Source organism: Geodermatophilus sp. SYSU D01105 (assembly GCF_054050095.1).
On sequence record NZ_JBJGYR010000021.1, the window covers coordinates 75,909 to 94,763 of the forward strand.

Sequence of the window (18,855 nt, forward strand, 5' to 3'; positions counted from 1 at the left end):
TGAACGGCGTCCGAGAGCGGCGGCAACGCGGCGCGCCCGCCCGCACCCGTCCGTGACGGTATCGAGTCCCCCCGGAGACGCCGCTGCCCGGTGACCTCACCGAGGTCACCGGGCAGCGGTCCACCGGCCGGGACCGGCGTGGCGAGCCGTTCGGTCAGCCGACGATGTCGCGCATGAGGCGGGCGGTCTCCGAGGGGGTCTTGCCCACGCGGACGCCGGCGGCCTCGAGGGCCTCCTTCTTCGCCTGCGCGGTGCCGGCCGAGCCGGACACGATCGCGCCGGCGTGGCCCATCGTCTTGCCCTCGGGCGCGGTGAAGCCGGCGACGTAGCCGACGACCGGCTTGGTCACGTTGGCCTTGACGAAGTCCGCGGCCCGCTCCTCGGCGTCCCCACCGATCTCACCGATCATCACGATGGCCTCGGTCTCCGGGTCGTCCTGGAAGGCCTGGAGACAGTCGATGTGCGTGGTGCCGATGACCGGGTCGCCGCCGATGCCGACACAGGTGGAGAACCCGATGTCGCGCAGCTCGTACATCATCTGGTAGGTCAGCGTGCCGGACTTGCTGACCAGCCCGATCTTGCCCTGCTTGGTGATGTTGGCCGGGATGATGCCGGCGTTCGACCGCCCGGGGCTGATGAGGCCGGGGCAGTTGGGCCCGATGATCCGGGTGGAGCCGCCCTGGGCGTGGGCCCAGAAGTAGGTCGAGTCGTGCACCGGGATGCCCTCGGTGATGACCACGGCCAGCCCGATCTGGGCGTCGACGGCCTCGATGACGGCGTTCTTGGCGCCGGCCGGCGGCACGAAGATGACGCTGACGTCGGCGCCGGTCTCCTTCATCGCCTCGGCGACGGAGCCGAACACCGGCACGCTGGCGCCGCCCTCGAAGTCGACGCTCTGGCCGGCCTTCTTCGGGTTCACGCCGCCGACGATGGAGGTGCCCGAGGCGAGCATGCGCTGGGTGTGCTTGCGCCCCTCGGAGCCGGTCATGCCCTGGACGATGACCTTGCTGTTCTCGTTGAGGAAGATCGACATCTCTCTGGTCCTGTCGGGTCTCGGTGCGGTCAGGCGGCGGCGAGCTCGGCGGCCCGGCGCGCGGCGCCGTCCATCGTGTCGACCAGGGTGACCAGGGGGTGGTTGGCCTCGGCGAGGATCCGCCGACCCTCCTCGACGTTGTTCCCGTCCAGGCGGACGACCAGCGGCTTGGTCGCCTCGTCGCCGAGGAGCTGCAGCGCGGTGACGATGCCGTTGGCGACGGCGTCGCAGGCGGTGATACCGCCGAAGACGTTGACGAACACGCTCTTCACGGCCGGGTCGGACAGGATGATGTGCAGGCCGTTGGCCATGACCTCGGCCGAGGCGCCGCCACCGATGTCGAGGAAGTTGGCCGGCTTGACCCCGCCGAACTCCTCGCCGGCGTAGGCGACGACGTCGAGGGTGCTCATGACCAGCCCGGCGCCGTTGCCGATGATGCCGACCTCGCCCTCGAGCTTGACGTAGTTGAGGTCCTTCTCCTTGGCCGCGGCCTCCAGCGGGTCGGCCGCCGCGGTGTCCTCGAGGGTCTCGTGGTCGGCGTGCCGGAAACGGGCGTTGTCGTCGAGGCTCACCTTCGCGTCGAGCGCGAGGACGGTGCCGTCGGGCGCCTTGGCCAGCGGGTTGACCTCGACCAGGGTGGCGTCCTCCTTGCTGAAGACGTCCCACAGCTGGACGGCGATCGCGATGACCTGGTCGCGCACCTCGGTGGGGAAGCCGGCGGCGTCCACGATCTCGGTGGCCTTCGCGGTGTCCACGCCGGCCGTGGCGTCGACGGGGATGCGGGCCAGGGCCTCGGGGCGCTCGACCGCGAGCTGCTCGATCTCCATGCCGCCCTCGACGCTGGCCATGGCCAGGAAGGTGCGGTTGGCGCGGTCGAGCAGGTAGGAGAAGTAGTACTCCTCGGCGATGTCGCTGGCCTGGGCGACCATCACGCGGTGGGTGATGTGGCCCTTGATGTCCAGACCGAGGATGTCCTGCGCCCGCGCGCGGGCCTCGTCGGCGTCGTCGGCGAGCTTGACGCCACCGGCCTTGCCGCGGCCACCGGTCTTGACCTGGGCCTTGACGACGACGGGCCGGGCGATCTCGCGCGCGATCGCCTCGGCCTGCTCAGGGGTCTCGGCGACGCCGCCGGGGAGGACGGGTACGCCGTGAGACGCCAGGAGGTCACGGGCCTGGTACTCGAAGAGATCCACGAACAGGCACGGTAACGCTCGGCGGTTCCCGTCGTCCCATCGGCTCCGGGAGCCGTGGTCGGCATCACAGCGCCTCCCGCCGGTTCCTGCACGGCGGGACCGGGGCGTCTCAGGCGGCGGAGGACGGCCGTCGCCACCGCCAGGCCAGCGCCGTGAGGACGCCGTAGCCGAGCCCGGCCACGAGCAGGCCGGCGCCGGGGAGCGTCCACTCCAGCTCGTCGGAGACGGCGGCGTCGCGCAGGCCCGACAGCCCCGCGGTGAGGACGACGACGGCGATGGCGAGCAGGCCGCCCACCGCGGCGAGCCGGGGCCGCAGGGAGGGGGCCAGCACCGAACAGAGGACGACCGCCCCGGCCAGGAGCAGACCGCCCAGGAGCGCCAGGCCGGGCCGCTCCAGCAGGCCCTGCGGACCGGCCTGCTCCACGACCGTCTGCATCCCGGTCACCGGGTCGGTGACCAGCCGGTCGGGGACGTCGGCGGCGGGCAGCACCAGGCACAGCACCGTGCCCACGCCCAGGAGCGCCGCGAGGCCGGCCAGGACCGGGCGCACGGGGTCGAGCGAGCCGGCGTCCTCCATGACCGTGCGGCCCCGGGCGACGACGGACAGCAGCCCGGCCAGCACGGTGAGGCCGAGGGAGACCACCCCGAGCACCCAGCCGGCGCCGATCTCCACCGAGCTGGTCAGGACCTCCCTGCCGGCGAGCACCTCCACGGCCGGCCGGATGGTGGAGGTCCGCGCGCGGTAGAGCTCGATGAGCAGCAGGCCCAGCGCCAGGGCGCCGCCGACGCCGGCGTAGGCCAGCCCCAGGCGCGGGATGCGCCCCGCCGCCAGGACGCCGCCGACGGCGCCCGTGACGACCGGGGTCAGGAGGGCGACCAGCGCACCGCCCGACCCGCCGGCCTGGGCGAGCGCCTCCCCGCCCACGTACAGGTAGGTGGGGAAGGCGCCGGCGGCACCGGTGAGCCCGGCGAGGACGAGCAGCACCCCGCAGAGCCGCGCGGCCGGCGGGACCTCACCGACCACCAGCCCGTCGGCCGGACCGGCCGGCGCGGGGGCGGCGGGCCGGCGGGGCCCGGTGCGGCGGGCGGACGCCGTCCGGTCCCGGGCGGACACCGCGCTCTCCCGGGCGGGCACCGCGCTCTCGCGGGTGACACCGCCCCGGTCGGGACCGGCGGCCCGGGTGCTGTCGCGGTCCCGGGCAGAGCCATCGCGCGCGGCCACGCATCCCCCTTCGTCGTAGGTCACGAACCGGCGTCGATCCGAGCTCAGCACGGCGTCGTCGTGTGACGGGTGTCACACGGCAGCTTTACCGTCGGGTTAACCGGGCATGGCTGGGGGCAGACCTCACCACCGGTCGACGTCGGACCCGGGCTGCACCGGTGGTCACGAACGGGGAGGACTGACAGATGCGCCCACTCGGCGACCCCGGGTCCGGACCAGCGTCGCACACCCGAGCCCCCCAGCCCCGGACCCCACGGGGTGGGCTGCGGTCCCTCGTGACCCGCACCGCGGTGACCGGCGGGATCACCGAGCTGGCCCTCGTCGGGGCGCACGTGCTCATGTACCCGCTGGGCACCCGCACCGACGCGCTGCGGCCGGACCCGCGCTGCCGGCCCGGCGAGCAGCCCCCCGGCGTCCGGGCGCTGTTCGCCGCCGACCCGCTGGCCGCGCGCGTCCCCGTCGTCCTCGTGCACGGCCTGGTCGACAACCACTCGATCTTCGCGGTGATGCGCCGCGGCCTCCGGCGACGCGGGTTCGCCCACGTCTGCTCCTGGAACTACAGCCCGCTGCTGTCCGACGTCGCCCGTGGCGCCCGCGACCTCGGCGTGCACCTCGAGCGGATCTGCGAGCAGACCGGGCACGAGCGGGTGCACGTGGTGGGCCACAGCCTGGGCGGCCTCATCGCCCGCTACCACGTGCAGCGCCAGGGCGGCGACCGCCGGGTGGACCAGCTGGTGACCCTCGGGACGCCGCACCAGGGCTCGCTGCTGGCACACCTGCTGCCCACCCCGCTGGTGCGCCAGCTCCGTCCCGGGTCCCCGGTGCTGCAGGAGCTCGCCGAGCCGGCGCGGGGCATCCGCACCCCGCTGACCGCGATCTACAGCGACCTCGACCAGGTCGTCATCCCCACCGCCGCGGGCCGCTGCGACCACCCGGACCTGCAGGCGCGCAACGTGCTCGTCCGCGGGGTCGGCCACACGTCGCTGCCGTTCCACCGCGGCGTCCTCGACGAGGTCGCCGCCACCCTGGCCGGCGTGCGCAGACCGCGGGCCCTCCGGCCGGCACCCACCGCCGTCGCCTGAGCCGCCGGCACGCCACCCCGCGGCAACGCGTCCCCCACGGCCGCCGGCGTGCGCCCGCGGGCGCACGTCCGGCTCGTGCACACCCGGGTCCGCCACACCACACCCAGATCACACGTTGCAGACAAGGCGACACGGAGTGTCGTTGACCGTCGGTGACCTGACGGATCGTTACGGTCCGATCACGGCGCCGGCACCCGCCGGCGGGCGTCCCCAGACGTCTCATCCGCCGTCGCTCCCCCGATGGTGTGCCCGCGCGGCACGCCCGGAGGGTCGCTCACGAAGAAGGTGCTCCGTGACCCCGCAGACCGGGCCCGCACTCCTGGAGCGACCGAGGACCGACCGCGAGCCGGGCCCCGTCGTCCCGGCTCCGCGCTCCTCTCCCGAGTTCGTCGCGGCCACCCCGGCTCCTGCGCCCGCGACCGACGACGTCCCCGAGACACCTCCCCGGCGCCGCACGGTGCCCCGCCCGCCGGGCCGGCGCGGCCCGCTCTGGCTCGCCGCCCTGGTCGCGGGCGCCGTGGTCGCCGCGCTCCCCAGCGCGCTGGGGTCCGACGCCACCGACATCAGCGTGAGCGCCGCCGAGTACGGCCTGGGCACCGCCTCCGACGTCGGCCTCATCAGCGACATGGAGGACGCCGGCGTGCGTCGCGGCATCACCGAGGCCGAGGCCCAGGCCCGCCTCGGTGAGCTGGCCGCGTCCCGGGCCGCGCGTGAGCCGAAGACGGTCCTGCCGACCCCGGGCCGGATGAGCACCTGCTTCTGCATGCGCTGGGGCTCCATGCACTGGGGCATCGACCTGGCCGCGCCCCTCGGCACGCCGATCGTGGCTGCCGTCGACGGCGTCGTCATCCGCGCCGGGGCCGCCTCCGGCTACGGCAACGCGATCTACATCCAGGACGCCGACGGCAACGTCCACATCTACGGCCACATGCGCTACTACTCGGTCAAGGCCGGCGACATCGTGCACGCCGGCGACCCGATCGCCAAGGTCGGCAGCGAGGGCCAGTCGACCGGACCCCACCTGCACTACGAGATCCACCGCGGCGGCATGACCGGCCGGCCCATCGACCCCGAGCAGTACCTCGCCGACCGCGGCGTCGGGATCTGACCCGACCGGCCCACCCACCGCCTCTCGGGCGTTCCTCGTGCCCAGCAGGTGCTGCAGCACCGCCGGACCACGAGGGGCACCCGTGGAGCACGGCCGGGCCGTCCGCGTGGGCGGCGGGGATCAGAGCTTGACGAGCGGGGCGTAGCGCAGGACCAGGCGCTTGGTGCCGCCGGAGCCGAAGTCGACCGTCGCCTGGGCCTTGTCCCCGGCGCCGGTCACCTCGACGACGGTGCCCAGACCGAAGGCGTCGTGGCTGACGCGGTCACCGACCTCCACGGAGATGACCGCGCGGTTGCCGGCGCCGCCGCGCAACCCGCCGGTCGACAGACCGGTGGCGGCGACCCGCTGCTGGGCGGAGCGGTACCCGGTGCTCGGCGCCGGGACCGGCTCCTTGCCCGCCCACCGCACGGTGTCGGACGGCAGCTCGTCGAGGAAGCGGGACGGCGGGTTGTAGGCCGGCTGCCCCCAGCTGGTGCGCACCGTCGCCCGCGAGAGGAACAGCCGCTGCTGCGCGCGGGTGATGCCGACGTAGGCCAGCCGGCGCTCCTCCTCCAGCTCCCGCGGGTCGCCCAGGGCGCGCAGGTGCGGGAAGACGCCGTCCTCCATGCCGGTGAGGAAGACGACGGGGAACTCCAGGCCCTTGGCCGTGTGCAGGGTCATCATCGTCACGACGCCGGCCTCGTCGCCCGCGACGGGGATCTGGTCGGCGTCGGCGACCAGCGAGACCTGCTCGAGGAAGTCGGTCACCGAGCCGCCGGGGTTCGCCGCCTCGAACTCCGCGGCCACCGAGATGAGCTCGTTGAGGTTGTCGACCCGCCCCTCGTCCTGCGGGTCGGTGCTGGCCTGCAGCTCGGCGAGGTAACCGGTGCGGTCGAGGATGCTCTCCAGCAGCGCGGCCGGCCCCGAGCCGGTCTCGACCAGGTTCTCGAACTCCTCGAGCAGCGACACGAACTCCTGGATCGCCTTGAGCGACCGCGGGGCGAGGGTGGTGACCTCCGAGCAGCGGCGCAGCGCGTTGGCGAAGGCGATCCGCTCCCGGTCGGCGAAGGACTCGATGCAGGACTCGGCCTTCTCGCCGATGCCGCGCTTGGGCACGTTGATGACCCGGCGCAGGCTGACGACGTCGGCCGGGTTGGCGACCACCTTGAGGTAGGCCAGCGCGTCGCGGACCTCCTTGCGCTCGTAGAAGCGCACGCCGCCGACGACCTTGTAGGGCATGCCGACGCGGATGAACACCTCCTCGAACACACGGGAGGCGTTGTTGGTCCGGTAGAAGACGGCGATGTCCCTGGGCTTGGCCGTGCCCTCGTCGACCAGGGCGTCGATCTGCTCGGCGACCCAGGCGGCCTCGTCGTGCTCGTTCTCCGCGACGTAGCCCTCGATCAGCTCGCCGTCACCGGCGTCGGTCCAGAGGTTCTTGGGCCGGCGGCCGGTGTTCTTCGCGATGACCTGGTTGGCCGCCTTGAGGATCCGCTGGGTGGAGCGGTAGTTCTGCTCCAGCAGGATCGTCGTCGCGTCGGGGTAGTCGCGCTCGAACTCGTCGATGTTGCGGATGGTCGCGCCGCGGAAGGCGTAGATCGACTGGTCGGCGTCGCCGACCACGCACAGCTCGGCCGGCGGCACCGGCCCCTCGCCGGTGCCGACGAGCTCGCGGACCAGCACGTACTGCGCGTGGTTGGTGTCCTGGTACTCGTCGACCAGGACGTGCCGGAACCGGCGGCGGTAGTGCTCGGCGACGTCGGGGAAGGCCTGCAGCAGGTTGACCGTCGTCATGATCAGGTCGTCGAAGTCGAGCGCGTGCGCCTGGCGCAGCCGCTGCTGGTAGAGCGTGTAGGCCTCGGCCAGCACCTTCTCCGGTGCCGTGACCGGGGTGAAGGACTCCTCGTCGACCAGCTCGTTCTTGAGGTTCGACACCTGCGCAGCGAGGCTGCGGCCGGGGTAGCGCTTGGCGTCGAGGTCCAGGTCGCGGGCGACCATCGTCATCAGTCGGACCGAGTCGCCCTGGTCGTAGATCGTGAACGACGACTTCAGGCCCAGCTTGGCCGCCTCGGCCCGCAGGATCCGCACGCACATCGAGTGGAAGGTCGACACCCACATCGCGCGGGCGCGGGGACCGACGAGGGCGGCGACGCGCTCCTTCATCTCCCCGGCGGCCTTGTTGGTGAACGTGATCGCCAGGACCTCGCCGGGTTGCACCCCGCGGGCGCCCAGCAGGTAGGCGATCCGGTGGGTCAGCACGCGCGTCTTGCCCGAGCCGGCGCCGGCGACGATGAGCAGCGGGCTGCCCTCGTGGACGACGGCCTGCCGCTGAGGGCCGTTGAGACCGGCCAGCATCCGGTCCAGCTCCCGGCCCACCTGACCGGAGGCCGAGCGCTGGAGGGAGGCGGTACCGGGGAGGGCCTGCTGGACGCTGCTCATGACGACATCACTGTAAGCCGGTCGGGTGACGCTGCCCGGGGCCCGCGGAACAGTCGCCACACCCGTCCCGGGGACGCCGTGGCGGTCCCCCGGAGGTGTGGCAGACTCCCCGCCGTGCTCGCCGCGCTCAGCTTTTCCTACGGCCACCGGGTCCCGGTGTCCGTCACCGCTGGCTGAGCACACGCCGCAACAGACGCCCCGGGCCCGAGGAGCCCGGGGCGTTCCTCGTTCCCGGGGTCCGACGGCCTCCCGCCCGCCCTGGAGGAACCCGATGACCGCCACCGTCCCCGCCGCGACTGACGCCGCCGACCGCATCGCCGACCTGCGCGAGCAGATCGACGAGTGCGACGCGGAGATCATCCGGCTGGTGCAGCGCCGGCTCGCCGTCTCGCAGCAGATCGGCGAGCTGCGCCGCGCCGCCGGCGGCACCCGGCTGTCGCTCGCTCGCGAGCAGCAGGTCCTCTCCCGCTTCCAGGACGCGCTCGGCAGCGACGGCGCGACCCTGGGCATGATGCTGCTCCGCCAGGGCCGCGGCCGCCTCTAGGAGGCCCCCGTCCCGCGGGGCGCCGTCAGCCGCGGCGCTGGTCGGGGGGCGGGAAGTCCGCGTGGCGGTGCACCAGCCACCACTCGCCGTCCAGCCGCCGGTAGACGTGGGTGACCCGGATGGTCATGGGGAAGGGCTCTCCGCCGTCGACCCGGACGACCCCGCGCTCGGACCCGACCGTGTACGCGAGGTCCCCGTCGACGTGGACGACGTCGTGGGTGGGGGTGAGCGCCCCGTCGCTGAACCGGCTGCCCACCCACTGGAAGGTCTGCGTGACCGCCTCGTGGCCCTTCTCGATCGGACCCCACGCGCCGAAGAGCGTGACGTCGTCCGACCGGGCCCACAGCGCCGCGTAGGGCTCCGGGTCGCCCGCCCCCATCGCCGCCAGAGCCTCGGCCGTCCGCTGCAGGGTCTTGTTGAAGTCCGGGTCCACGTCCGCTCCTCCCCCCGGCGGACCCGCCGCCGCAGGCCACCGGAACCGGCCCCGTGCCACGCCAGGCTCCTCCGGCCGGGGAGGGACCGGAACCCCCGCTGGCGTGTCACGTCCGGGGCGGCTGTCCCGTCTCCATGAGCACCACCCGATGGAGAGGACGACGACCATGGCCCGCATCCCCCTCGACCCGCCCCGCACGCTGGTCACCCGGCTCGCCGAGTGGTACGCGCGCCGCACCTACGGCGTGCTGCCCGACCCGCTGGCCGCCATGGCCCACCACCCGGGGGTCCTCGTCACCGACGCCGGGTTCGAGACCTCCCTCGCCCGGTGGAACCGGCTGGACCGCACGCTCAAGGCCCTCGCCGTCATGGCCTCGGCGGTCTCGATCGGCTGCTCCTGGTGCGTGGACTTCGGCTACTGGATCAGCAGCCAGGAGGGGGTGGACGCCGCGAAGCTGCGCGCCGTCCCCACCTGGCGGGACAGCGACGTCTTCACCGACCTGGAGCGGCAGGTCATGGCCTACGCCGAGGCCGTGACGGCGACCCCGCCCGCGGTGACCGACGAGATGGTGGCCGGGCTGCGGCGCGAGCTCGACGACGCGCAGCTGGTCGAGCTCACGATGATGGTGGCCGTGGAGAACGTCCGGTCGCGGTTCAACAGCGCGCTCGGCCTGACCAGCCAGGGCTTCCGGGACCGCTGCGAGCTCCCGGCCGGGGCATGACCGCCCCGCTCGCCGACTTCGACCGGCACCGGCGGCTGCTGTTCACCGTCGCCTACCAGATGCTGGGCAGCGTCGCCGACGCCGAGGACGTCGTCCAGGACGCCTGGCTGCGCTGGTCGGCGGCCGACAGGTCCGCCGTGGCCGACCCGCGCGCCTACCTGGTGCGGACCGCCTCCCGACTGGCCCTGGACCGGCTGGACGCCGCCCGCACCCGCCGGGAGCGCTACGTCGGGCCGTGGCTGCCCGAGCCCCTGCTCACCGGCGCGGAGCCGGTCGCCGGCGCCGCTCCCCCACCGGGCCCGGACGACGCCGCCGAGCTCGGCGAGCAGGTCTCGCTCGCGCTGTTGGTCGTCCTGGAGACGCTCTCCCCCGCGGAGCGGGCCGTGTTCGTGCTGCGGGAGGTGTTCGGGCTGCCGGCCGCGGAGGTGGCCGCCACCCTCGGCCGCAGCGAGGCCGCCGTCCGGCAGATGGCCCACCGGGCCCGCGAGCACGTGCAGTCCCGGCAGCCCCGGTTCGACGCCGACCGGTCGGCGCAGCGGGCGGTGACCGAGCGCTTCCTCGCCGCCTGCGCCGGCGGGGACGTCGAGGCGCTGCTGGCCGCGCTCGCCCCGGACGTGGTGCTGGTGACCGACGGCGGGGGCAAGGCCAAGGCGGCGCTGCGGCCGATCGCCGGCGCGGACAAGGTGGCCCGCTTCCTCCTGGCCACGGCCGCCCAGGGCCTGTCCCTGCCCGGCCTGCGCACCGAGGTCGCCGACCTCAACGGCGCGCCGGGCGTGGTCGTGTGGGCCGGTGGCGCGCCGTACCTGACGATGTCGCTGGTGCTCGTCGACGGGCTGGTCGCGCAGGTGCTGGTGGTGCGCAACCCCGACAAGCTGCGCGGCCTGCCCTCGGGGTGACGACCCTCGGGACGGGGCCCGCCGCGGCCCCGTCCCGGCAGGCCCCGTCCCGAGGCTCGCCGCGCGGCCTCGTCCCGGGTCCCGCCCTGAGCTCGCGAAGGGTGGGGAGGACGGGGTCCTTCCCCGGTGAGGCGGACCGGGTCCTCCCACGAGGGGTGAGGAGGACGGGGTCCTCCTAGGCTCCGCCGGGTGACCTCCCCCCGGCCCCGCCGTCCCGCCCACTCCGTCGACCGCGCGCTGTGCGTGCTCGCCCACCCCGACGACGTCGACTTCGGCAGCGCCGGGACCGTCGCGACCTGGACCTCCGCCGGCACCGAGGTCACCTACCTCATCGTCACCGACGGCGACGCCGGGGGCTTCGACGAGACCCCGCGCGAGCAGATGGGGCCGCTGCGGCGGGCCGAGCAGGACGCGGCGGCGAAGGCGGTCGGGGTCACCGACGTCCGCTTCCTCGGCTACCCCGACGGCCGGCTGGAGCTGACCCTCGACCTGCGCCGCGACATCAGCCGGGTGATCCGGGAGGTCCGTCCCCAGCGGGTGCTGACCAGCTCGCCGGAGCGGTTCTTCGAGCGGATCGGCGCCAGCCACCCCGACCACATGACGGTGGGCGAGTCGACCCTGCGGGCGGTCTACCCCGACGCGCGCAACCCGTTCGCCTTCCCCGAACTGCTCGCCGACGAGGGGCTCGAGGCCTGGACGGTGGAGGAGGTCTGGCTGACCGCCAGCCCCCGCGCGGACCACGCCGTGGACGTGACCGACGTCGTCGAGCTGAAGTACGCGGCGCTGAAGAGCCACGTCACCCAGGTCAGCCACCGCGACGACCTGGAGGAGTTCGTGGGCGGCTGGATGCGGCAGACCGCGTCCCGCTTCGGCCTGCCTGCGGGCCGGCTGGCCGAGGCCTTCCACGTGGTGCACACCGCGTGACGCTGCGTTCCGGGCACGCCATCCGGTAACCGGGCCGACACGCGACGTCGCGGGACGGCAACAGGGGGTCCGTACACCCGGCTGCGACCACCGTCCCCGGCACCCCGGAGCACCCCATGACGCAGCCCCCGCACCCGACGACCGGTCCCGACCCCGCAGCCGCCGCCGAGCTGGTCGAGCGCGGCATCGGCCGCCGCGCGTTCGTCCAGGCCACGCTGGCCGCGGGGGCACTGCTCGGCGCCGGCATCGCCGCCGCCCCACCGGCCTCGGCCGCGCCCGGCGGCCGGACGCGGCTGCCGGGCGAGGTGCTGCAGCCCGGGCAGGGGCCGATCGACGGCGAGGTCTACCTGTCCTCCCGGCCGGAGGAGGTGCTGTGGGGCTACCTGCCCCGCACCGGCGACGCGCCGGTGGCCCGCGTCCGCTCGGGGGGCACGGTCACCGTCGACACGGTCAGCCACGAGGGGATCCTGGAGGACCAGGGTCGCGACCCCGTGGCCTGGTTCGGAGAGCACGGCGTGCCGCGCGACCAGGTCCTGGACGACGCCGTCGCCATCGCAGCCTCGTACGGGCGGCACCAGCGCGACTTCGACGCCGACGGGCCGCACGTCGTCACCGGTCCGGTGTTCGTCGAGGGCGCCCGGCCCGGCGACGTGCTCAAGATCGAGCCGCTCACCGCGCTGCCCCGGGTGCCCTACGGCGTCGTCTCCAGCCGGCACGGGAAGGGGGCGCTCGCCCGCCAGCTGGCCGCCCCCGAGGGCGGGATCACCGAGGCCGAGGTGATGCCGCCGGTCTCGACCGACGGGCGCGACACCGGGGACCCGACCCGCTACGGCAACGTCTCGGTGTTCACGCCGCTGTCCCCCGGCCGGGACGTCATGCGCGCCTCGCTGCCCGTGGGGACCGGCGGGCGCTCGGTGAGCTGGCCGGTCGACTGCTTCCCCGGACTCATGGCCGTCGCCACCGTCAGCGACGCCGCGGCGCTCGACGACCCGCTGCTCAACTCCATCCCGCCCACCACCGGCGGCGGCAACATCGACATCCGCCGGCTGACCGTCGGCTCGGCGCTCTACCTGCCGGTCGTCGCGGAGGGGGCGCTGTTCTCGGTCGGCGACCCGCACATGTCCATGGGCCACGGCGAGGTGGCACTCACCGCTCTGGAGGGGTCGCTGCGCCTCACCTTCCGGCTGACGGTCTGCACGCCGGGCTCCGGTGACGCGCCGTCGGTGGCGTTCCGCTACCCGTTCGGCGAGTCACCGGACGCGTGGCTGCCCATCGGGCTCTCCGACCCCGACGGGTACCGCGACGGCCAGTTCGTCGACCTCGACGTGGCCGCGCGCCGGGCGGTGGTCAACGCGCTCGACTTCCTGCAGCACGACCTGGGCATGGACCGCGCGGTGGCCTACGCCTACCTGTCGGCCGCCGCCGACTTCGAGGTCTCCCAGGTGGTCGACCGGACGGTCGGCGTCCACGGGGTCATCCACAAGAGCCACTTCGGCTGAGGGAGACCCCCGGAGGGGACGGGCCGGTCAGGCCCGTACGGCGAGGGGCCCCCGGCCGCCCACGAACTGCCCGACGAGTTCGCGCACGGAGAGGCGGAAGCGGTCGCAGCCGCAGCGCCCGCAGTCGGTGCCCGGGCGGTTGTGCTCGTGCACCGAGCGTTCGTGTGCGCAGGTGGCGCAGCGGGGTCCGCGGTCGGACGGGTCGTGGAACACGCCTCCACCCTGCCCACGACAGGTGGCCGGGTACGCGCCCGTTGGGGCAGAGTTCACCCGGGCGGACCCGCGCCGTTGGCGTGTCGACCACCCAGCGGAGTCGGTTCGGCACGACCGCGTGCGCGGGACCGGGGCCGTGGGCGGGTCCGGGGAGCGTGAAGGACCCGTCCCGCACGTCACCGTCGAGACGTCTGTCCCAGGCGTCCCACGGGACTCGTCCACGCATGATTCACCGACGGAGCGCCCTTACAGTCAGGTGGTGACCAGATTGCGGAACGTGGCGGTCGTCCTCGCCGGCGGCACGGGGACCCGGGTCGGCCTGTCCATCCCCAAGCAGCTCATCAAGGTGGCCGGGAAGCCGATCATCGAGCACACGATCGGTGTGCTGCACGCCTCGCCGCTGATCGACGAGATCATCGTCCTGATGGCCCCGGGCCACCTGGACGCCGTCCGCGCCATCCTCCGCTCGGGCGCCTACCCGAAGGTCACCCAGGTGCTCGAGGGCGCCGACACCCGCAACGCCACCACCCAGCGGGCGCTGGACGCCCTCGGGTCGGAGGAGTGCAACGTCGTCTTCCACGACGCGGTGCGGCCGCTGCTCAGCCAGCGGGTCATCGCCGACTGCATCGACGCCCTGGAGCGCTACGAGGCCGTCGACACCGCGATCCCCTCGGCCGACACGATCATCCAGGTCGACGAGGCCACCGGGCAGACCATCGACGAGGTCCTGCGCCGCCCGCTGCTGCGCCGGGGGCAGACCCCGCAGTGCTTCCGCCTCTCTGTCATCCGCCGCGCCTACGAGCGCGCCGCGCAGGACCCCGACTTCGAGGCCACCGACGACTGCACCGTCGTCCTCCGGTACACCCCCGAGGTGCCGATCGCCGTCGTCCGCGGCGAGGACCGGAACATGAAGGTCACCGAGCCGATCGACGTCTACATCGCCGACAAGCTCTTCCAGCTCGACAGCCACGAGGCGCCCCGTCCCCGGTTCGACGCGGAGTACCGGGAGGCGCTCGAGGGCAAGACGATCGTCGTCTTCGGCGGCAGCTACGGCATCGGCGCCGACATCGTGCGGCTGGCCGAGGCGTACGGCGCCACCGCCATGGTCTTCAGCCGGTCGGCGACCAACACCCACGTGGAGCGGCGCGCCGACATCGTCGCCGCCTGCGAGCAGGTGCTCGCCGCCACCGGACGGGTCGACTACGTGGTCAACACCGCCGGCGTGCTGCCGCGCGGCGAGCTGGCGGAGACCTCCGAGGAGACCGTGTACATGGCGACCGAGGTCAACTACCTCGCGCCGATCCACATCGCGCAGGTCTTCCAGCCCCACCTGCAGAAGACCCGCGGGTCGCTGCTGCTGTTCACCTCGAGCTCCTACACCCGGGGCCGCAGTGGCTACAGCCTGTACTCCTCGGCGAAGGCGGCGGTCGTCAACCTGACCCAGGCCCTCGCCGACGAGTGGGCGGCCGACGGGGTGCGGGTCAACTGCATCAACCCCGAGCGCACCGCGACGCCGATGCGGACCAAGGCGTTCGGCGACGAGCCCGCCGACAGCCTGCTCACCTCCGAGGCGGTCGCCGAGACCTCGCTCGACGTGCTCATCTCGGCCTTCACCGGGCACATCGTCGACGTCCGCCGCGAGGACGCGCTGGCCTCCCACCTCGACGCCTCCGTCGCCGCGGAGGAGCTCCACGAGGAGGAGCCCGGCGACGTGCTGCCCGAGGGCGTGGAGTCGGTCACCGTCCACGGTGGCTGACCGCCCGCTCGTCGGCGTCGTCGTCCTCACCCAGGGACGCCGGCCCGCGGACCTCGACCGGGCGGTCGGTTCCGTCCTGGCCCAGACCGGCGTCGCCACCGACGTCGTCGTCGTCGGCAACGGGTGGGCGCCCACGGGCCTGCCCGACGGCGTCCGGGGCGTGGCCCTGCCGGGGAACGTCGGCATCCCGGCGGGCCGCAACGCCGGCGTCCCGCACGTGTCCGGGGACCTGCTGCTCTTCCTGGACGACGACGCCGTCCTCCCCGACCCGGGCTTCCTGGCCGAGGCGGTCCGCCGCTTCGGCCAGGACCCGCGACTGGGCCTGCTGCAGCCGCGGGTCGACGGCCCCGGTGGGGTCCCCGGCCCGCGCCGGTGGACGCCGCGCCTGCGGGTCGGCGACCGGCGGCGGTCCAGCGCCGCCTTCTCCGTCTGGGAGGGCGCCGTCGTCGTCCGGCGGGCGCGGTTCGAGCGGGCCGGCGGGTGGCCCGCCCCCTTCTTCTACGCGCACGAGGGCATCGAGCTGGCCTGGCGGGTGTGGGACACCGGAGCCCGCGTCCACTACGCCGGCGACCTCGCCGTGGAGCACCCGTTGACCGCCCCCACCCGGCACCGGGACTTCCACCGGCTCAACGCACGCAACCGCGTGTGGCTGGCCCGCCGCAACCTGCCCTGGGCCCTGGGCCTGCCCTACGTGCTCAGCTGGACCGCGCTCCAGGTGGTCCGCTCGGTCGGCACCCCCGCCACGCTGCGGCCCTGGTTCCGGGGCTGGTGGGAGGGCTGGCGGTCCGACCCCGGCACCCGGTCCCCCATCGGCTGGGGCACGGTCGCCCGCATGGCCGGGCACGGCCGGCCGCCCGTCGTCTGACAGGTAGCGTGCGGAGCGGCCGAACCGAGGAGCCGCACGTGCCTTCCCCCTTCCCCCTGCTGCCCGCCCGGCTGCGCTCGACCGGTGGCCGCCTGGTGCGGCGTCTGGGTCTGGTGCCCGGAGGCGAACCCGACGGCATCGGAGAGGACGCGCGGCTGGCCGGCCGGGTGCTCGAGCAGCGGGTCGTCGCCTTCTTCCCCGAACCCCCGCGCAACGCCTACCAGCTGGAGCAGTGGCTCGCCCCGCTGCGCGCCCTGGACGGGCGGCACGGGGTCGTCCTCGTCACCCAGGACAGCCGCACCACCGCGCGGCTGCGGGCGGTCACCCACCTGTCGGTGCTCTGCGTCGCCCGCACCGCCACCCTCGACGGCTTGGTGCAGCGCAGCCGGGTCGCCCTGGCCCTCTACGTCAGCCACCACCCCCGCAACTTCCAGATGCTGCGCTACGCGGGCGTGGCGCACGTCTACCTGGGGCACGGGGAGAGCGACAAGGCGGTGTCGGCGTCCAACCAGCTCAAGGCCTACGACCGGGCCTTCGTCGCCGGCGCCGCGGCGGAGGAGCGGGTGGTGCGCGAGCTGATGTGGTTCGACCGCGACCGGCTGGTGCGCATCGGCCGGCCCCAGGCGGCGGCGCCCGACCCGCGCCCCGTGCCGGAGCGCCCGACCGTGCTGTACGCCCCGACCTGGGAGGGCGCCCAGCCGTCCATGGCCTACAGCTCGGTGGCCACGCACGGCGCCGCCCTCGTGCGGTCCCTGGTGGCGGCCGGCTTCCGGGTCGTCTACCGGCCGCACCCGCGCACCGGCGCCAACCGGGCCGACGTGGCGGCAGCCGACGCGGCGCTGCGGCAGGTGTTCACCGAGGACGCCGTCCGCGCGACCGGCTCGGCCGTCGACACCGCCGTCCCGCTGGAGCGCGCGTTCTCCGACGCCGACGTGCTGGTCACCGACGTGTCGTCGGTGGCCGTCGAGTGGCTGCCGACCCGCCGCCCCCTCGTGGTGACCGTCCCGGCCGAGCCGGGTGCGGTCGTGGGCGCCTCGCCGCTGCTGGCGGCCGTCCCCCGGCTGGCGGCGGCGGAGGCCGGCCGCGCCGGGGAGCTGGTGCGGCGGTGCCTGACCGAGGACCGGGAACGGGACCAGCGGGCGGAGCTGGTCGAGCACTACCTGGGAGGCGCCGACCCGGCCGCCGCGCTGGCCCGGTTCCTCGACGCGTGCGACGACGTCGTCCGGGAGCGGGACGCCCTGCAGGCCACCGCGGCACGGGCGGGCCGGTGAGGGCCGAGCGTCCGGCCTGGCCGAGCATCGCCCTGCTGCGGGAGGTCACCCAGCCGCCGGCCATCCGCGGGCGCCGCAACGCCGAGCACTGGACCGGCGACCTGTACATGCGGCAGATCTCGCCGTACCTCACCCGGTTGCTCGTGCGGGCGGGCCTCTCGGCCAACGCGGTCACCGCGCTGATGATCGTGACCGGCTCCGCCTCCGGGTTCGCGCTGCTCGTCCCGGGGCTCTGGGGAGCGGTGCTGGCGGTCCTGCTCACCCAGCTGCAGATGCTGTGGGACGCCAGCGACGGTGAGGTGGCCCGGTGGCGGGGGACGTCGAGCCCGCTCGGCGTCTTCCTCGATCGCGTGGGCCACTACCTCACCGAGGCCCTCATCCCCATCGGCCTGGGCGTGCGCGCCGCGGGTGGGCTCGACGACCTGCCCGGCGGCTACGGCTGGACGACGCTCGGCGCGCTGCTGGCCGTGGTGATCGTGCTCAACAAGTCGCTCAACGACATGGTGCACGTCGCCCGGGCCGCCGCGGGCCTGTCCCGCGTGGGGGACGACGAGGCGACCACGGCACCGCGGGCGCGGGGGCTGGCCCGGCTGCGCCGGCTGGCCCGCTTCGTGCCCTTCCACCGGCTCTACCACTCGATCGAGCTGAGCCTGGTCATCCTGGCCGCGGCGGTCGTCGACCTCGTCGTCGGGGACCTGGTGGGCACCCGCGTCCTGCTCGTGGCGCTCATCCCGGCGTCCCTGTTGGCGGTGGCCGGCCACTTCCTGGCGATCGTGACGTCGTCCCGGCTGCGGGGGTGACCCATCCGGCGGTGCCTCCAGGCGGCGGGTCCGGGGTTGTCGGGTGGGGGCGAGCGGTCGTCCCGGTTGGCACATAGGGTGACGGTCGATGTCGGCGACCGAAGAAGCGCTGATCGAGACCCGTCCGGGGAACAACCGGATCATCGGTCAGTCCAGTCTCACCAGCAAGCTGTCCGTGGTCTTCGAGAAGCGCGCCGAGAACTGCCTCCTGGAGTTGGCCCCCGGGGTCAAGTACTCCGGGAGCGTGCGCTTCCGGCTTCCCGGCTCAGTGATCCGGATCGGTGCCCGATCGGATGTCACGGGCCACATCGGGGTCGGCCGGGACTGCCTGGTCACCATCGGCGAGGGTGTGTGGATCGGCCGTGGCTTCGAGATCACCGCCGCCGAGGGCCAGCAGGTCACGATCGGTGACGACTGCCTGATCGCACCCCTCACCAACATCCGCGCAGACGACTCGCACCCGCTCTACGACGGGGTCACCGGGCGACGCATCAACCCCTCGCGCTCCGTACAGGTCGGCGAGCACGTGTGGATCGGCCGGGACAGCGTGCTGTTGCCCGGGAGCCGGGTCGGGGACGGGGCGGTGATCGGTTTCCGGGGCATGGTCACAGGGTCCCGACCGGTCCCGGAACGGGCTCTGGCGGTCGGCTCCCCGGTCCGGATCGTCCGTCGGGACGTCGTCTGGCTCCGCAAGCACCTGCAGATGAGCGACATCCCCGAGGCAGTCGCCCCCCTGACCGAGCTGTCTGCCAGCCCGGACCTGTCGCACCAGCCAGCCGCCGTGTTCGAGAGGCTGGAGCCGCGGTGGCGCAGATGGCTCCGGCGCAGGTAGCGCCGAGCGGTACAGCCCCTGGGGTGCCCCGCTCCGCGGGGCACC

The 18,855-nt window shown here is 74.2% G+C and carries 17 protein-coding genes; 12 read left to right on the forward strand and 5 right to left on the reverse strand.

Annotated elements, in window-relative coordinates:
• Positions 1–154: 154 nt before the first annotated feature.
• The 3 genes from sucD to ACI79I_RS19145 all read right to left on the reverse strand — a co-directional run bounded on the left by sucD (position 155) and on the right by ACI79I_RS19145 (position 3,448).
• Entirely contained in the window at positions 155–1,033 is an 879-nt protein-coding gene (sucD, locus tag ACI79I_RS19135; RefSeq protein WP_456993897.1) for a succinate--CoA ligase subunit alpha, read from the reverse strand.
• Positions 1,034–1,062: 29 nt separating this feature from the next.
• Complete coding sequence (gene sucC, locus ACI79I_RS19140) at positions 1,063–2,226, reverse strand: ADP-forming succinate--CoA ligase subunit beta (RefSeq protein WP_456993898.1); 1,164 nt, start codon at positions 2,224–2,226, stop codon at positions 1,063–1,065.
• A 109-nt stretch (positions 2,227–2,335) separates the two neighbouring features.
• Complete coding sequence (locus ACI79I_RS19145; RefSeq protein ID WP_456993899.1) at positions 2,336–3,448, reverse strand: hypothetical protein; 1,113 nt, start codon at positions 3,446–3,448, stop codon at positions 2,336–2,338.
• Positions 3,449–3,723: 275 nt separating this feature from the next.
• On the opposite strand from ACI79I_RS19145, the gene ACI79I_RS19150 reads away from it, so the two are divergent.
• Positions 3,724–4,530, forward strand: a complete 807-nt coding sequence (locus tag ACI79I_RS19150; RefSeq protein WP_456993900.1) for an esterase/lipase family protein — start codon at positions 3,724–3,726, stop codon at positions 4,528–4,530.
• Positions 4,531–4,822: 292 nt separating this feature from the next.
• On the forward strand, positions 4,823–5,638 hold the full coding sequence (locus ACI79I_RS19155) for a M23 family metallopeptidase (protein WP_456993901.1): 816 nt from the start codon (positions 4,823–4,825) through the stop codon (positions 5,636–5,638).
• 120 nt (positions 5,639–5,758) lie between these two features.
• Here ACI79I_RS19155 and pcrA read toward each other — a convergent pair whose 3' ends face one another.
• The gene (gene pcrA / locus ACI79I_RS19160) at positions 5,759–8,056 is read right to left on the reverse strand and encodes a DNA helicase PcrA (RefSeq protein ID WP_456993902.1); all 2,298 of its coding nucleotides are present in this window, start codon (positions 8,054–8,056) and stop codon (positions 5,759–5,761) included.
• 271 nt (positions 8,057–8,327) lie between these two features.
• Here pcrA and ACI79I_RS19165 point away from each other — a divergent pair, with 271 nt between their 5' ends.
• Positions 8,328–8,600: a chorismate mutase gene (locus ACI79I_RS19165; RefSeq protein WP_456993903.1), complete on the forward strand. Its 273-nt coding sequence runs from the start codon at positions 8,328–8,330 to the stop codon at positions 8,598–8,600.
• Between the two features lie 25 nt (positions 8,601–8,625).
• On the opposite strand, the gene ACI79I_RS19170 is transcribed toward ACI79I_RS19165, so the two are convergent.
• Positions 8,626–9,033: a YybH family protein gene (locus tag ACI79I_RS19170; protein WP_456993904.1), complete on the reverse strand. Its 408-nt coding sequence runs from the start codon at positions 9,031–9,033 to the stop codon at positions 8,626–8,628.
• Positions 9,034–9,199: 166 nt separating this feature from the next.
• On the opposite strand from ACI79I_RS19170, the gene ACI79I_RS19175 reads away from it, so the two are divergent.
• The 9 genes from ACI79I_RS19175 to ACI79I_RS19215 all read left to right on the forward strand — a co-directional run bounded on the left by ACI79I_RS19175 (position 9,200) and on the right by ACI79I_RS19215 (position 18,810).
• Complete coding sequence (locus ACI79I_RS19175; RefSeq protein ID WP_456993905.1) at positions 9,200–9,754, forward strand: carboxymuconolactone decarboxylase family protein; 555 nt, start codon at positions 9,200–9,202, stop codon at positions 9,752–9,754.
• Complete coding sequence (gene sigJ / locus ACI79I_RS19180; RefSeq protein WP_456993906.1) at positions 9,751–10,650, forward strand: RNA polymerase sigma factor SigJ; 900 nt, start codon at positions 9,751–9,753, stop codon at positions 10,648–10,650. The genes ACI79I_RS19175 and sigJ overlap by 4 nt, the downstream gene beginning before the upstream one ends.
• A 189-nt stretch (positions 10,651–10,839) precedes the next feature.
• The gene (locus tag ACI79I_RS19185) at positions 10,840–11,574 is read left to right on the forward strand and encodes a PIG-L deacetylase family protein (RefSeq protein ID WP_456993908.1); all 735 of its coding nucleotides are present in this window, start codon (positions 10,840–10,842) and stop codon (positions 11,572–11,574) included.
• A gap of 116 nt (positions 11,575–11,690) precedes the next feature.
• Positions 11,691–13,073 (forward strand): acetamidase/formamidase family protein, encoded by a 1,383-nt coding sequence (locus tag ACI79I_RS19190; protein ID WP_456993909.1) that lies wholly within the window; start codon positions 11,691–11,693, stop codon positions 13,071–13,073.
• A gap of 472 nt (positions 13,074–13,545) precedes the next feature.
• Positions 13,546–15,042, forward strand: coding sequence for an SDR family NAD(P)-dependent oxidoreductase (locus ACI79I_RS19195; protein WP_456993910.1), 1,497 nt, complete (start codon positions 13,546–13,548; stop codon positions 15,040–15,042).
• Positions 15,035–15,907: a glycosyltransferase family 2 protein gene (locus ACI79I_RS19200; RefSeq protein ID WP_456993911.1), complete on the forward strand. Its 873-nt coding sequence runs from the start codon at positions 15,035–15,037 to the stop codon at positions 15,905–15,907. The genes ACI79I_RS19195 and ACI79I_RS19200 overlap by 8 nt, the downstream gene beginning before the upstream one ends.
• Before the next feature lie 38 nt (positions 15,908–15,945).
• Positions 15,946–17,178, forward strand: coding sequence for a CDP-glycerol glycerophosphotransferase family protein (locus ACI79I_RS19205; protein WP_456993912.1), 1,233 nt, complete (start codon positions 15,946–15,948; stop codon positions 17,176–17,178).
• Positions 17,175–17,978 carry a CDP-alcohol phosphatidyltransferase family protein gene (locus tag ACI79I_RS19210; RefSeq protein WP_456993913.1) on the forward strand — a complete coding sequence of 268 codons (804 nt, stop codon included), beginning with the start codon at positions 17,175–17,177 and terminating at the stop codon, positions 17,976–17,978. The genes ACI79I_RS19205 and ACI79I_RS19210 overlap by 4 nt, the downstream gene beginning before the upstream one ends.
• An 88-nt stretch (positions 17,979–18,066) precedes the next feature.
• A complete protein-coding gene (locus ACI79I_RS19215) occupies positions 18,067–18,810 on the forward strand; it encodes an acyltransferase (RefSeq protein ID WP_456993914.1) in 744 nt (247 codons plus the stop codon).
• Positions 18,811–18,855: the final 45 nt, after the last annotated feature.